At 70.6% G+C, this 14,337-nt stretch carries 12 protein-coding genes; 7 read left to right on the top strand and 5 right to left on the bottom strand.

Annotated features, from left to right (window positions below):
- Positions 1-2: 2 nt before the first annotated feature.
- The gene (locus tag ABZS54_RS14585; protein ID WP_355534720.1) at positions 3-857 is read right to left on the bottom strand and encodes a class II aldolase/adducin family protein; all 855 of its coding nucleotides are present in this window, start codon (positions 855-857) and stop codon (positions 3-5) included.
- Positions 858-1,650: 793 nt separating this feature from the next.
- Between ABZS54_RS14585 and ABZS54_RS14580 the strand changes: the two genes are divergently transcribed.
- The 3 genes from ABZS54_RS14580 (at position 1,651) to ABZS54_RS14570 (ending at position 3,816) form a co-directional block, all read left to right on the top strand.
- Positions 1,651-2,022: a hypothetical protein gene (locus tag ABZS54_RS14580; protein WP_355534769.1), complete on the top strand. Its 372-nt coding sequence runs from the start codon at positions 1,651-1,653 to the stop codon at positions 2,020-2,022.
- A 258-nt stretch (positions 2,023-2,280) separates the two neighbouring features.
- Positions 2,281-3,195: an NAD(P)-dependent oxidoreductase gene (locus tag ABZS54_RS14575; RefSeq protein ID WP_355534718.1), complete on the top strand. Its 915-nt coding sequence runs from the start codon at positions 2,281-2,283 to the stop codon at positions 3,193-3,195.
- Between the two features lie 129 nt (positions 3,196-3,324).
- Positions 3,325-3,816, top strand: coding sequence for a glutathione peroxidase (locus ABZS54_RS14570; RefSeq protein ID WP_020550715.1), 492 nt, complete (start codon positions 3,325-3,327; stop codon positions 3,814-3,816).
- 182 nt (positions 3,817-3,998) lie between these two features.
- On the opposite strand, the gene ABZS54_RS14565 is transcribed toward ABZS54_RS14570, so the two are convergent.
- Positions 3,999-4,811 (bottom strand): integrase, encoded by an 813-nt coding sequence (locus ABZS54_RS14565; protein WP_355534716.1) that lies wholly within the window; start codon positions 4,809-4,811, stop codon positions 3,999-4,001.
- Between the two features lie 312 nt (positions 4,812-5,123).
- Between ABZS54_RS14565 and ABZS54_RS14560 the strand changes: the two genes are divergently transcribed.
- Positions 5,124-6,839, top strand: a complete 1,716-nt coding sequence (locus tag ABZS54_RS14560; RefSeq protein ID WP_355534767.1) for a bifunctional metallophosphatase/5'-nucleotidase — start codon at positions 5,124-5,126, stop codon at positions 6,837-6,839.
- Between the two features lie 169 nt (positions 6,840-7,008).
- Positions 7,009-8,007 carry a LacI family DNA-binding transcriptional regulator gene (locus tag ABZS54_RS14555; RefSeq protein WP_355534714.1) on the top strand — a complete coding sequence of 333 codons (999 nt, stop codon included), beginning with the start codon at positions 7,009-7,011 and terminating at the stop codon, positions 8,005-8,007.
- 61 nt (positions 8,008-8,068) lie between these two features.
- Here ABZS54_RS14555 and ABZS54_RS14550 read toward each other — a convergent pair whose 3' ends face one another.
- From ABZS54_RS14550 to ABZS54_RS14540, 3 genes are all read right to left on the bottom strand, one after another.
- A complete protein-coding gene (locus ABZS54_RS14550) occupies positions 8,069-8,962 on the bottom strand; it encodes a hypothetical protein (protein ID WP_355534712.1) in 894 nt (297 codons plus the stop codon).
- Positions 8,963-9,389: 427 nt separating this feature from the next.
- Positions 9,390-10,172 (bottom strand): hypothetical protein, encoded by a 783-nt coding sequence (locus ABZS54_RS14545; protein WP_355534710.1) that lies wholly within the window; start codon positions 10,170-10,172, stop codon positions 9,390-9,392.
- Between the two features lie 281 nt (positions 10,173-10,453).
- Positions 10,454-11,347 carry an ADP-ribosylglycohydrolase family protein gene (locus ABZS54_RS14540; protein WP_355534708.1) on the bottom strand — a complete coding sequence of 298 codons (894 nt, stop codon included), beginning with the start codon at positions 11,345-11,347 and terminating at the stop codon, positions 10,454-10,456.
- Between the two features lie 233 nt (positions 11,348-11,580).
- Here ABZS54_RS14540 and ABZS54_RS14535 point away from each other — a divergent pair, with 233 nt between their 5' ends.
- Positions 11,581-12,417, top strand: a complete 837-nt coding sequence (locus ABZS54_RS14535) for a DMT family transporter (RefSeq protein ID WP_355534706.1) — start codon at positions 11,581-11,583, stop codon at positions 12,415-12,417.
- A gap of 84 nt (positions 12,418-12,501) precedes the next feature.
- Positions 12,502-13,407, top strand: coding sequence for a TIGR03619 family F420-dependent LLM class oxidoreductase (locus ABZS54_RS14530; protein ID WP_355534704.1), 906 nt, complete (start codon positions 12,502-12,504; stop codon positions 13,405-13,407).
- The last annotated feature ends 930 nt before the right edge of the window (positions 13,408-14,337 follow it).

Raw genomic sequence — 14,337 nt, 5'->3', positions numbered from 1 at the left:
GATCAGATCGTCATCGGACCGTCCGCCCCGAACAGGTCCGGCTCGGAGCGGCTGATCACGTCGTACAGCGGCTTGTAGTTGATCCAGGCGACCGTGTCGTTGCCCAGTTGTTCCCGGGTCAGCCGCGCGTTCTCCGGCGAGATCGGCTTGAGTTCGCCGGCCGCCTGGGCGAGCAGTTGTACCTGGCAGGAGCGCTCCATGGTGATGAACCACCAGGCCGCGGCGTCGACCGACTGCCCGACTGTGAGCAGGCCGTGGTTGCGCAGGATCAGCGCCTTGCGCGGGCCGAGCCTCTTGGCGATCCGGCGGCCCTCCTCGGCGTCGAGCACGACGCCCGCGTAGTCGTCGAACAGCTCGTGGTCCTCGTAGAAGGGGCACACGTCCTGGGTTATCGGTTCGAGCCTGATGCCGAGCGCGGAGATCGCGCGCCCGTGCACTGAGTGGCTGTGCGCCGCGGCGACCACGTCCGGGCGGGCCGCGTGGATCTGCGAGTGGATCGCGAACGCGGCCTGGTTCACGTGGAAGCGGCCCTCGACAACCTGTCCCTCGTGGTTGACCAGGATCAGATCGTCCACGGTGATGTGCTTGAACGACATCCCGAACGGGTTGACCCAGAAGTGGTCGGTGAGCTCCGGGTCGCGTGCGGTGATGTGCCCGGCCACGCCCTCCTCGAAGCCGAATCGGCCGAACAGCCGCAGCGCGGCGGTCAATCGTTCCTTGCGGTGCCGGCGCTCCTGTTCGACGGTCTCGAACGTGGGCGGCAGCGCGAAGCTCAGGTCCGCCGGCGACACCGGCCGCGGCGGGGTCGGCTGCTGAGCCTGCACGTCCTGGGCTTGCTGCGCATCGGTGCCGGACATGTCCATCTCCTCGGACTCGGGTCGCGCGGGATCTCGGCCGACGCTACCGGCGAGTCACATCCGAGGACAGCCCCGGGCGGACGTGCGTTCGCACGAAGCCGTGGATTTTAGCGCCCCATCGCGGTCCGGGTCGGGTTTCCGGAAATTAAGCGAATATTGCCCGCGATCCGCTTCGGGCTGCTTCTACGCTGCCGTTCAGCGAGTCCGGGAGGTCGAGTTCGAAGCAGTCGAACTCGAATTACCGGACCCGCACAGCGATGCGCCAAGTCATGGGCGACGCGCATGGTTGCGGGTGATGTGCAAAAAGACGGGCGCATACAAAGGGGAAGGGGCGCGTGAGTTGAGCGGCGGGGGCGTGAATTCGACCGAGGTCGTCGGTATCGGCGCACGGGCGCCCGCGGCGCCCGGGTTCGGCCGGGCCGATCCCGCGGTGTCCCGGGCCAGGACGGACCGGGTCCGGGCGGATTCGGGCAGGCGAGGGTCGCTCGCGCCGGGTGCGACGTCGCGGAGCCCGATGGCGAGGAGCCGGTCGGAGATGGCACTACCCCCGAGGCGGTCGAGGCCGTCCCGACGCAGATCAGGCGACCCGCCGGCCGGGTCCGACACCGAGCGGGGTGCTGTGACCGAGGCGGATGTCATCGAAGCAATCGAGGCCGATCCCCTTCCGGCCGGCGACACCGAACCGACCGAGGTGGTCCCGGTCGCCGCGCCGACCCCGGGTGTCGTACCGCCCGAGGACGAGCCTGTCGGAGTCCACCGCAAAGCCGCACCGCCGATCGCCCCGGAGGCAATCATGGCCAATATGGAAACGGCCCTCAAGGAAGCAATGACGATCGAGGGCGCCGTGGGTGTGGCCCTGGTCGACTACACCAGCGGAATGGCGCTGGGAATTCTCGGCGGCAGCAAGGAACTCGACCTGAACGTGGCGGCCGCCGGAAACACCGACGTGATGCGCGCCAAGATGCGCACGATGGAGATGTTGCACATCAGCGATCAGATCGAGGACATCCTGATCACGCTCGGCAAGCAATACCACCTGATCCGGCCGCTGACCGGACGGGCCGGCAAGGGCCTGTTCCTGTATCTCGTGCTGATGAAGGACCGCGCCAACCTCGCGCTGGCCCGACACAGCCTCAAGCGTGTCGAGGAGGAGATCGAGGTCTGAGTTCGTGCCTCGACGACGCGTCGAGGCAAGCCGTCGAGGCACGCAGGCCCATCCTCGATACCCCCGGCGCTCTCCGCCACCCCCGTGCGGAGGGCGCCATCGGGGTGTCCGGCGACACGTGCGGACGCCCTGGTCTCCCCGCACCGTCTCGGATATGACGGTACGTCAGATGTACCGTCGATCTCGACGTCGTACATCGCGTACGGATCGCAGCCGGATCCCGTACGGATCGCGTACCCGAGCCCTCCGAGGAGCCGCATGCTGTCCGGCGAGAAGATCCTGATCACCGGTCCCGCGGGCCAGATCGCCTACCCGCTGACCGAGTACCTGGCCCGGGACAACGAAGTGTGGGGCATCGCCCGCTTCTCGAACGCCGAGGACCGCAAGCGGGTGGACGCGCTGGGCGTGACCACACGCGCCGTCGACCTCGGGGCGGGCACGTTCGACGACCTGCCCGAGGACTTCACCTACGTCCTGCACCTGGCCACCTTCCAGGGCCCCGGCCTCGACTACGACGAGGCGCTGCGGGTCAACGCGGAGGGCACAGGGCTGTTGCTCCAGCACTGTCGCCGGGCCAAGGCGGCGCTGGTGATGTCCACGGCGTCGGTGCTCAAGCCGCACCCGGACCCGATGCACGTCTTCCACGAGAGCGACCCGCTCGGCGACGCAAACGTCTCGCACGCACCGACCTACTCGGTCTCCAAGACCGCCGAGGAAGCCGTGTCGCGCTACTGTGCCCGCGCCTTCGACCTCCCGGTGGTGATCGCCCGGATGAATGCCTCCTACGGCCCCCGCGGCGGCCTGCCGACCATGCACCTGGACGCCGTGCTGGCCGGGCAGCCGATCGTCACCCGTTGGGATCCGTGTATGTACAGCCCGATCCACCAGGACGACATCAACAGCCAGACGGCGGCCCTGCTGGACGCGGCGTCCACTCCCGCGACGGTGGTCAACTGGGGTGGCGACGAGCCGGTGAGCGTGCAGGAGTGGGCGGCGCACATGGCCGACCTGAGCGGGCTGCCCGCCGAGGTGGTGGTCCGTGAGCAGCCGGGCACGCTGCGCGGACAGGTGCAGGACACCGCCAGGCGCGCGGCGATCACCGGGCCGTGTGCGGTGGGGTGGCGTGCGGGGCTGGCGGATGTCCACGCCGCCCGGCGCGGTGATTCGGCCTGACCGGGTCGGGCAGCCTACGGCTGTGCTCGATAGCGTCGAGTCTTCAGGTCTTACTCGCGCCGTCTCGAAGCGCTTCACGTCATCGGATCGCGTCGCTGCGAGCGGCACCACGCAGGAAGGACAACGATCATGGGCATTCTCGATACCCCCATCGCCACGCTGGCGGGGGAGAGCACGACCCTGGGCGGCGTCACCGAGGGCAAGGTCGCACTGGTCGTCAACGTCGCGTCCAAGTGCGGCCTGACCCCGCAGTACACCGGCCTCGAGGAACTGCAGAAGGAGTTGGGCGCACGCGGCTTCACCGTGGTGGGCGTGCCGTGCAACCAGTTCATGGGCCAGGAGCCGGGCAGTGCCGAGGAGATCCTCGAGTTCTGCTCCACCACCTATGGTGTGACGTTCCCGCTGACCGAGAAGATCGACGTCAACGGCCCGGACCGGCACCCGCTCTACGACGTGCTCACCGCGGCCTCCGACGCCGAGGGCGGCTCGGGTGACGTGCAGTGGAACTTCGAGAAGTTCCTGCTCTCCGCCGACGGCGCGATCGTCGGCCGGTTCCGTCCGCAGACCGACCCGCACGACCCGAATCTGATTGCCGCGATCGAGAGCGTGCTGCCGAAATAGCTCGGTGGGCGGGTCGAACGCCGGTCGGGTCGTCGGGGGCCCGGCCGGCGTTCGTGGGCCCCGGGGGAGCAGGTGTCCCGCGCGGCGGGTCTTGCGCGAAGCCGGCCCATCGCGGCGGGACTTCGGCGGAGCGGGCCCATCGCGGAGCGGCTTCGGTGGAGCCGGCGTCCCGTGCGGCAGACCTACACCAGCGCCCAGACGGCGGTCGCGTCGTCGCAGATCTTTGCGCGCGGCCACCTGGACCCGTCCGCGTCGGAGGTCTCCGCGGCCCGCACTCGGGCCAACAACTCAGCCGGCCCGAAGTGTCGCAGCGTGGTCATCAGCCGGTCCCAGTCGCTCAGTCCGTACCGGTCGACCAGCCGACTGGCCCCGTCGCTCAGCGCGGCGAGCGCGTGTACCTCGCCCAGCGCCAGACCTCCCGTGAGCGCCTCGCCGGCCGCTGCGGGATCGGCCGCCGCCACCCAGTAGCCGCCCGCCACGTTCCGGGCCGCGCGCAGGGTGTTCTCGTACTCCTGATGCGCCGTCAGGTAGGCCGGGGTGCCGACGGGATGCGCGTCCCGGCGTCGCCGGGCCGCCACCCCGATCACGTCCAGGCGATCGTCGGTGACCACCGTCAGATCCTCGTCGCGCTCGATCAGCAGCGTCGAGTCGGACAAAACGAGGTATTCCAATCGATCCTCGACCACCCGCACCACCACCGCCGTCGCGGCGGGCGCATCCGGCCGGCCCAGGTCGCAACCGTCCACGTGCAGCGCCGAGGTGTCCTCGATCGCGTCGTGCAGGCACTCGGCCAGGGACCGGTCCGGCCGTCCGCCGCTGTGCGTGAACAGTGCGGTGCCCAGCCGCTCGACGAACCACGGGATCCCGTGCTTGCAGCCGTTGTCCGAACCGGACGTCACCCCGTCGAGCAGCACCATCGTCGCCGGTCCCGCGACGATGAAATCCTCGTTCGGCTTGCCCGGATGACCCGGTTCTGTCGCGAATTCCACGCGCATCGCGGACATCCCTCCCTTTTAGGTGCCACGCCGTACGGCTGCCCAGCCCTCGGGGGTGGGAAACGGTGGTTGATCATGCCCTGTCCCCGGTAGCGGCCACATAAGTTCACAGCGGTTTCACGCATCGGTTTCGTGTGAGGTCTCGTGCCGGTCGGGGAACTGCCCCTAATCTCTGGCTGCGAGACACCTTCAGTCCCCACTTCTACGCGCGTCACCACTGAGCGCGCCATCCGAAGGGATCCCATGCTCGGGAACAGACGACGCCGCGGTCGCCTCGCCCTCACCGGCCTGGTCGCCGCGAGCCTGCTCGCGATGAGCGGCCCGGCCATGGCCGACGCCCGCGCCGGTCACGGTCGGCCCTCCGGCACGACGGACCTCGAATTCCTCGCGCTCAACGACCTGCACGGCAACCTGGAGGAACCGCAGGGTTCCGCCGGCACCGTCACCGAGCTCGGTCCCGACGGCAAGCCCGTCGTGATCCCGGCCGGCGGCATCGAGCACCTCGCGACCCAACTGCGCGCGGAGCGGGCGAAGAACCCCAACTCGCTGACCATCGCGGCCGGCGACATGATCGGCGCGAGCCCGCTCCTGTCGGGGCTGTTCCACGACGAGCCGACGATCGAGGCGCTGAACAAGGTCGGCCTGGACGTCACCTCGGTGGGCAACCACGAGTTCGACGAGGGCAAGAAGGAACTGCAGCGCATGCAGTGGGGCGGCTGTCACCCGACCGAGGGGTGCTACACACCCGGACGCACGTTCAAGGGCGCCGACTTCCAGTACCTCGCCGCGAACGTGCTCGACGAGCGCACCGGGCTGCCGATCCTGGCCCCGGTGACCGTCAAGAACGTGGGCGGCGCGCGGGTCGGCTTCATCGGTATGACGCTGGAGGGCACGCCGGACATCGTCACGGCCGAGGGCGTCAAGGGCCTGAAGTTCAAGGACGAGATCAAGACCGCCAACAGCATCGTGCCGTGGCTGCGCCTGATCGGCGTCGAGTCGATCGTGGTGCTGCTGCACGAGGGTGGCCTGCCCACGAGCAACGCGTACAACTACGACTGCAACGCGGGTGGCAACCTGGGCCTGTCCGGCCCGGTCGTGGACATCGCCAAGGGCCTGGACCCGGCGATCGACATGGTCGTCACCGGCCACACGCACCAGGCGTACTCGTGCAACATCCCGGACCCGGCCGGGCAGCCGCGGATGGTCACCAGCGCGTCCTCGTTCGGCAAGATGTACACCAGGATCGACGCCACCTACGACAAGCGCACCCGCGACATCGTGCGGACGTCGGTCAAGGCGCAGAACACGGTCGTTCGCCGGGACACCCCGAAGGCCCCGGACCTGACGCAGTTGCTCGCCGACTGGCAGAAGCTCGCGGCTCCGGTCTCCAACCGCTCGATCGGGTACATCAGCGGCGACATCCGCGGCCGCGGCGCGACCACGCCCGAGTCCCCGCTCGGCGACGTGATCGCCGACGCGCAACTGGAGGCAACCGCACCGGCCGACAAGGGCGGCGCACAGATCGCGTTCATGAATCCGGGCGGGATCCGGTCCGACCTGCAATACGCGGCGGCCGGCAGCGAAGGGGACGGCGTCGTCACCTACGGCGAGGCGTTCACGGTGCAACCGTTCACCAACATGATGCAGACCCTGGACCTCAAGGGTCAGGCCGTGCTCGACCTGCTCGCGCAGCAGTACACGGGTGGCAACGCAGGCAATCCGAAGGTGCTGCAGATCTCCAAGGGCCTGACCTACACGGTGGACCGGTCGCAGACCGGCGCGGCCAGGATCGTGTCGGGCAGCGTCAAGCTGAACGGCGTGCCGATCGACCCGGCGGCCACCTACAAGGTCAGCGCGAACGAGTTCCTGGCCGGCGGCGGCGACGGCTTCGCGGCCTTCAAGACCGGCACCAACAAGCGCATCGGCGCGTCCGACCTGGACGCGTTGTTGGCCTACTTCGCGGCCCACTCCTCGGCGAGCGCGCCGCTTGCGCCGCCGGCGGCGGACCGGATCACCTTCATCGGGTGAGGCTCGTCTTCGTCGGGTGAGGTTCGTCGGATGGTCGTGCAAGGCCCGGTCGCGGTGCGGCCGGGCCTTCCTGACACATAGTCAGCCATTCGGGACGAGTACCTCGACACGAAGTCCACGAGGCGGCCCACGTGCCGGGCGCGGTCGCGACCTGGGCGACAATCGCCCCATGAGCACAACGAGACGCCCCCCGACCGGGGCCGATGTGGCCCGTGCCGCGGGCGTTTCGCGCGCGACCGTGTCGTACGCGATGAACGACGTCCAGACCAGTCGGATCCCGGAGGAGACCAGGCGCCGGGTCCGCGAGGTCGCCGCCGGCCTGGGCTACGAGCCGCGTTCGGACGCCCGATCGCTTCGGCGCGGGCGGACCGACCTGGTGCTCGTGCCGACCTACGAGGTGCCTTTCGGACAACTGCTCCAGCGCTTCCTGGACGGCCTGGCCCGCGAATTGCACGCCGTGGGACACACCCTGGTGATCCACGGCAATCCCGCCACGCACGGCGTCGAGGCGGCGAAGGCGTGGGGCGCGCTGAATCCGGCGGCGGTGCTGGTCCTGCCGGAGCGGATGTCGGCCGAGGGCGTCGAGTACCTGGCCGCGCGTGGCATCGCCGTGGTGGCCATGGGCAGGAGTTCCGCCCCGGTCGCGCTCGGCCTCAAGATCGATCATGTGGCGGCGGGCCGCCGCGCCGCCGAGCACCTGATCGAGCGGGGCCGACGGGACTTCGCCGTGGTGGTGCCGCGCGAGCCGGGCCTGACCGAGTTGGGCCTGGAGCGGCTCGCGGGCTTTCGCGCCGCGGCCGAGGCCGCGGGCGGCACGGTGCGGGTGGTCGAGATGGCCGAGGATCCCGCCGAGGCCGCGCGGATCGCGCGGGAGTGGCGGGCCGAGGGCCGCCCCGACGCGGTGTACGGCTACAACGACGAATACGCGGCACTGCTGCTCGGCGCGTTGGCCGACGTCGGCGTCCGGGTGCCGGAGCAGGTCGCCATGGTCGGCACGGACGACCTGACCCTGTGCGAGATGGTCCGTCCCCGGTTGACCTCGGTCGCCTTCGAGCAACTGATGCCGATGAGCGCGGTGGCGGCGGCCATCGTCGCGGCCGGCGAAGGGGCCGTCCAGGGTGATCTGACGCTGTGGCAGGCGACCTTGCGGGCGCGGGACTCGAGCTGATCCGGCGGCGGGGCGCGGATGTGGGTCCACGCCCAGCCGACCGGGAGCGGGGGCGAGGTGCCTACTGCCGCGAGCTCGCCAGGAGCTTGGTGATCTGACGGGCGACGAGGTCGTCGGCGGGCAGGCCGGGCGTGGCCGCGGACAGATCCGCGTTGCTGACCACCACGATCGTCGGGCCGACCCGGACCACGATCAGGCCCAGTGCGCCGCCCGCCTGGGGAGTCATCCCGATGGCCAGCGACTCGTCGCCGAGGCTCGCGTGCGGGATCGCGGCGTAGGCGTCGGTGCTTGTCGCACCGTCGGAGTCGGTGGAGGTGACCGACGTACAGTTCGACAGCGCCGCCCGGCCCTTGGCGAACAGGTCCTGCGCGCCGGTGCCGGCGAAGGAGAACAACTCGACGATGGTGAAGCCGGTGGGCGTCGGATCGCCCCTGGTCACCGACGCCTGGGCGGACGCGGCCGGCCCCGAGGCGGCCTGGCCGGGGCGCGACAGGTCGATGAGGGGCTGGCAGCCGGCGTCCCGGGCGGTCTCCCGGGTCTCGGTGCCGTCGGGGTTGACCTCGTAGGCGCCCGCGGGCATTTCCGCAGCCGTCAACAGGGCCGCGTCGAGACGGGATTGGGCGGCCTGGTCGGAGCCGTTCCCGCTTCCGTTCCCGCCTCCGTTTCCGTTCCCGTTTCCGGACGGGGCGGCCGACTCGTCGGTGGGAGGTTGTGCGGGCGGGGGCTCGCCGGGGGAGGAGGCCGCGGTGGGTGGCGCGGCGCCCGGCGGGGCGGCACCCGCCGGCGCGCTCCCGGCCGGCGCCGGGGTCACCGCGGTGGTCGTCTCGGGCGTGGCCGTCGGCGCGCTCGCGTACTCGCGCGCCAACGCCTCCTCGTCACGGCCGCACGCGGTGGCCGCCAGGAGCAGGGTCCCGGCGATCGCCGCCGTGCCCAACCGGATCACGATCTTGCGCATACGCGGCTTCCTCCGGAGCAACGGGCCCGGCCCGCCGCGGGTTCGTCCGCCGGGAAGCGGACGATCGGGCCGACGGGGATCCGATGGGCCATCAGGACACGAACCCGCGAACGCCGGCCACATGCTCGTCCCACCCCACGAGCCGACCGTGCGACTCTCAAGGCGGCGCAGTGTGGGTTCTCGTCCTGCCCCGGAACCATGGCGTCCGGTGCGGTGCGGGGTGGTGCGGCGTCGAATCGGCGACGCGAGGGGCTCATCATCGCGGACGCCGCTCGGCTTTGCCAACCGCCGGCGCCGGCGGCTCGGTCGGCCGCGGCGGATTCTGATCGGCCGTCAAAAAGCCTTGACGATCGCCTGATTCGATCTCGGACGGACACGGTGGCGCGGTGGGTCGATCGACGGACGCCGACCGACCCACCGGCTCGGGTCAGCCCTTGGCCGCCGCCACGATCTTCTCGACCTGCTTGGTCACCAGCGCGGTGTCCGGCAGCTTGGGCGTGGTGCCGGTGACCTCCACGACCCTGACGACGATCAACGTGGAGCCGACGCGGACCACGACCTGCCCGCCCGCGCCGCCGTCCGCCGGGGTGCTCGTGATAGCGAGGGTGTCGTCGCCCAGCTTGGGATGGGTGGCCTCGGCGTGCTTGACCGTCGAGGCCTCGCCCTCGGCGTCCTTGGTGGAGAGCGAGCCGCACTTCCCGAGCGCGGTACGCGCCTTGCCCAGAATCGTTTCCGCGTCGGTTCCCGTGTACGAGAACAGCTCGGTGGCGATCACCGTCGACGGCGTCGGGGCGCCGATCGTCACGGCGGCCTGGGCCACGCCGACCGGTTTGGTGGCGCCCTGCCGCGGCAGGAGCAGGTCGGTGAGCGGTTGGCATTCGGGCGACGTCGCGGTCACCCGCTCGGCGGCCCCCCTCGGTTCCCGAGTGAGGTACATCCCCTGCGGCAGGTCCGACGCCGCGAGTACTGCCTTCTCCAACTGGGCGGCGGTCAGCGGAGTTCCCGCGGAAGCGGCCGACGAGACGGGCGCGGGCGTACTCGGTGCCACCGCGCTCGGCGAGGGTGCGGCGGCCGGCGGGTTGGTGGCCGTGGTGTTCGCGGCCGGCTTCCCGCTGTCCTTCTTGTCGTCGTCGGAACCGCAGGCGGTCGCCGCGAACAGCACGGAACCGACGACCGCAACCGTACTCAGTCGAAACAGGGACTTGCGCATGAAAACGGAATCCTCCGGGGTGTGTCGGCTGCATCCAGGGCGGCACCGCGTCGTACGAGGGAGCGCACGAGACGGGGATGAACGGGATGTGATCGGCCGTCGGGAAAAGCGGTGGCAGCGACCGCGTGCCGATCGACGTCCCCCCACGAGACGTGCGTCCGACGGCGAAGAGGCCGAGGGCTCCCGTTCGGTGCGACGCCAACCGCCCTGCAACGAAGGGGTGTCGGTGCCCGAGTGACGAGAGCGCGCTCATCATGATGCAGCGCAGCCGACTTTGCCAACTATTTATGCGGCGCCGGGGCGGCCGCCTCCCGCCACCACGTCGGCAGCGCCTCCACGCGGCTCGCCCATTCGGCGGGCAACTCGGCTCGGATGCCCACGATTCCACCGACGATCGCACATGTGGTGTCCACGTCACCGCCCGCGGTCGCGGTGGACCAGAAGGCCGCCGCATAGTCGTCGAGGTGCCGGGCCGCGGACCACACCGCGAACGGGACCGTGTCGGGTGCGCTCACCTCGCGGCCGTTGCCGAGCAGCCGGCCGACCTCGCGCGAGTCCTGACGACCCACCAGATCCAGTGCGGCGCCCAGCCGTTCGCGCACCAGGCCGGTGGGCGTGCGATCCCGGACGAAGCTCACGAAGTCGCCCGCGCCGGGCCGGTCCAGTGTCGCCGCACCCGCGGCCGCGACGGCCACCGCCACCGCGCCGGCGATGCCCTCGGGATGGATGTGCGTCACCTCGGCGGACAACGCGGCCTGCGCCACCACCGCGTCCAGGTCGTCGGCGAACCACGCGCCCAACGGGGCGACTCGCATCGCGGCTCCGTTGCCCCACGATCCCTGCCCGTCGAACGGCGCGGCGGCCAGGGCACGCCAGTCGCCGCCCTGCCGCACCAGCCGCAACATGCGGTTGGTGGTCGGCCCGTAGCCCCGATCGAAGTCGTGCCGGCGGGCGAAGGACTTGATCAACTCGTCCTGGTCGACCGTGCCGCGCAGGGTCAACGCGGCATGCAGGACGCAGGCCATCTCGGTGTCGTCGGTCCATGGCCAACTGCCCTTCGGCAGGCTGCGATCGGCCAGGTGTGGGAGGTTGTCGGGGACGAAGAACTGGGCGCCGAGCGCGTCGCCGAGGGCGAGGCCGCGGAGCGAGGCGAGGGCGGAAGAGGTGTGCGTCATATGGGCGGTCATTATTCCGGTTCGCATGCTTGGATGTCCCGAATGACGCCCCATCAGATGGTCGACCCCACCGCCGAGTTGCGCACACACGGGGCTCCGCCGACGGCCGACCACCTGCCGACGGCGGCCGATCGGCGACCCGGGGCGGCCGCCCCTGACCTCGGCCCCGCCCCGGCGCGCGGGCCGGCTCCCGAGGCGCCCTTCGGGTCGACCCGTCCGCTTCGCGGCCGCGCGTGACCCCGGCGGTCACCGCCGCCGTACTGGGTTCGGCCGGGTTGCACGCGGCCTGGAACGCGCTGGCGCACGGACTGAAGGACCGCCTCGGGACGATGGTGATGATTCAGGTGGCGAGCCTGGGCATCGGCCTGTCCTGCCTGCCCTTCGTCGGCGTCCCGGCCGCCGGCGCCCGGCCGTGGCTGCTCTGCTCGGCGGCCCTGCACGTCGCGTACAACCTGCTCCTGATGGAGACCTACCGGCTGGGCGACTTCGGCCAGGTGTACCCGATCGCACGCGGCACCTCCCCATGGGTCACCGCGCTGATCGGGGTGACCCTGCTGCACGAATACCTGACCGTGACGCAGACCGTCGGTGTGGTGGTGATCTCGGCCGGCATGCTCGTCCTCGCCTTGGCCGGCGGCATCCCGCGCCGCGCCGAGGCCGCCGCGGTGCTCGCCGCACTGGCCACGGGCTGTGCGATCGCGCTGTACACCGTCCTGGACGGCGTCGGCGCACGCTCCTCGGGCTCGGCGATGTCCTATGCGGCGTGGCTGTTCGTTCTCCAATCGGCCCCGACCATCCTGGTCCTGCGCCGCCGCCGCGACCCCGCCGCCGAGCCCAACCGACAACGGGTCTGGGGCCTGCTGGGCGGCGCCATGTCCCTCGCCGCCTACACGCTCGTCATCTGGGCCCAGACCCGAGGCACCCTGGCCACGATCGCCGCGCTGCGCGAAACGTCGGTCGTCGTCGGCGCGATCATCGGGACGCTGATCTTTCACGAGACCTACGGCCGATATCGAATAGCCGCGACGGTCCTGGTTCTCGGGGGAATCACGGCGATCAATATTCCGTAGGTCTTCGCGTTCGGGCCCTCACCCGGGTGTCAGGCCCTACGGTCGAATCGTTGCCGTCGACCGATCGACCCACCGGAGGCGTACGTGCGATTCGGCGTGAACATCCCCAACTACGGGCCGACCGCGAGCCCCGACGCGATGCTCGCCTCGGTCCGGCACGCCGAGGATCTCGGCCTGGACCTGGCCATGTTGTCCGACCACATCGCGGTCACCCCGGACGTCGCGGCCCAGTACCCGGCCCCGTTCTACGAGCCGCTGACCGCGCTTGCCTGGCTGGCCGGTCGTACCGAGCGCATCCGGCTGGGCACGACCGTGCTGATCCTGCCCTACCGCGACCCGCTGCTCACCGCGCGCGTCACCGCCAACCTCGACCGATACAGCACCGGCCGTTTGGTCCTGGGCGTCGGTATCGGCTGGGCCGAGGACGAATTCGCCGCCTTGAAGATCCCGTTCGCCGAGCGCGGCCGGATCACCGACGAATACCTCGCGGCACTGCACACGCTGTGGGCCGAGGACCCCGCGTCGTTCGAGGGCACGTACTCGTCCTTCCACGACGTGCACACGGGCCCGGGTCCGCTCCAGTCTCCGCGCCCACCCGTATGGATCGGCGGCAACAGCCCGGCCGCCATCCGCCGCACGGTCCGCCACGGCGACACCTGGCACCCCTTGGGCGTCACCACCCAGTGGCTCGAAAAGCAGGGCCTCCCGGCACTTCGCGCCGCCGCGGAACAGGCCGCCCGTCCCACCCCCACGGTCGCCCTGCGCACCCCGCTCCGAGTGACCACCACGCCGCTCCCGGACGCCGACCGCCTCCCCGGCGAAGGCACCCTCGGCCAAATCGAGACCGACCTGGCCGCGGTCGCCGCCCTCGGCGTCGACCACGTCCTCCTCGACCCCCGCTACCGCGAATCCACCCGCCTACAGTCCCCCGAGACGGACCGCGCGCACCTGGAAGCCGTAGCCTCCCTCATCGCCACCCACCAGGCCTGACCGGACCTGATCGACCGGACCTGACCGGGCTCGACGCGGCCCGATGCGAAACACGGCCCGAAAGCCCTGCCATCGATCGTCACCGCACTCGCCGAAAATCACCCATGATCGTGAGATTCCCGACATCCCCGGCGCCCGCTCGCGGGTGCTCCACGGTCCGGCGTCAGCCGAAAACCACCCCCGAGAGCCCGAAAAGACGAGACCAAGGTCGCCCACAAGCGGGACCAAGGACCCCGGCCGTCCGGCGCGCCCCCCAATAGAGCGCGGGCACGACAAAGGCCCAGATCAGAGAAACAACCTCTGACCTGGGCCTTTACCTTTGGAGCGGGTGACGAGGATCGAACTCGCACCACTAGCTTGGAAGGGTTGCCCGCGATCTTGGTCCCGAACTGCGCAACCACCCACCTGCCGCCGCGCGTTCACTCATCCCCTGAGTGCCCGTCAGGACCGCTGAGCCGCACCCCGTTCTGGTGCGCATCTGGTGCGCAAGCGGGGCCTGCCTCGCTCCACAAGTGGGTGGTCGGTCTGGGGGTTCCCTCCTCGATCGGGCATGCCCGCACGGACCCGGGTTCCCGGAGGGGCGCAACGGCTCACACCGTGACGCTCGCGCTCGGCCGTTGCGCCCCTCCGGGGTTCCGGGTACGCCTCCGGTGCCCGATCGAGGAGGGAACCCCCAGACCTAAGACCACCCGCAAACCGCAGCGTTCCGCTCGGCCAACCCCTCCGAGAGAGGGCCGGGGTTCGGGGCAGAGCCCCGCGGCTGTCACTCAGATCGGCCGCAGCTTCGGAGCCGGTGGCATGCCGTGGCCTATGTGCGCGGGCCTTGCAACTCAACCAACAACCCGGAGGCTCGGCCCCTGCGGCCCGACTCCCAAAACCGAGCACCGACGGGTGCCCAACGCAACGAGCGTGCCCTGGTCGCGGCCAAAG

This window comes from Embleya sp. NPDC005575 (assembly GCF_040605455.1).
GTDB lineage: Bacteria > Actinomycetota > Actinomycetes > Streptomycetales > Streptomycetaceae > Embleya.
This window is presented reverse-complemented; position numbering and strand designations above follow the sequence as displayed.

Bases quoted from the DNA above. Each gene is read 5' to 3' on its own strand.
- ABZS54_RS14585 (WP_355534720.1), bottom strand. From the start codon at position 857: ATGTCCGGCACCGATGCGCAGCAAGCCCAGGACGTGCAGGCTCAGCAG.
- ABZS54_RS14580 (WP_355534769.1), top strand. From the start codon at position 1,651: ATGGCCAATATGGAAACGGCCCTCAAGGAAGCAATGACGATCGAGGGC.
- ABZS54_RS14575 (WP_355534718.1), top strand. From the start codon at position 2,281: ATGCTGTCCGGCGAGAAGATCCTGATCACCGGTCCCGCGGGCCAGATC.
- ABZS54_RS14570 (WP_020550715.1), top strand. From the start codon at position 3,325: ATGGGCATTCTCGATACCCCCATCGCCACGCTGGCGGGGGAGAGCACG.
- ABZS54_RS14565 (WP_355534716.1), bottom strand. From the start codon at position 4,811: ATGCGCGTGGAATTCGCGACAGAACCGGGTCATCCGGGCAAGCCGAAC.
- ABZS54_RS14560 (WP_355534767.1), top strand. From the start codon at position 5,124: ATGAGCGGCCCGGCCATGGCCGACGCCCGCGCCGGTCACGGTCGGCCC.
- ABZS54_RS14555 (WP_355534714.1), top strand. From the start codon at position 7,009: ATGAGCACAACGAGACGCCCCCCGACCGGGGCCGATGTGGCCCGTGCC.
- ABZS54_RS14550 (WP_355534712.1), bottom strand. From the start codon at position 8,962: ATGCGCAAGATCGTGATCCGGTTGGGCACGGCGGCGATCGCCGGGACC.
- ABZS54_RS14545 (WP_355534710.1), bottom strand. From the start codon at position 10,172: ATGCGCAAGTCCCTGTTTCGACTGAGTACGGTTGCGGTCGTCGGTTCC.
- ABZS54_RS14540 (WP_355534708.1), bottom strand. From the start codon at position 11,347: ATGACGCACACCTCTTCCGCCCTCGCCTCGCTCCGCGGCCTCGCCCTC.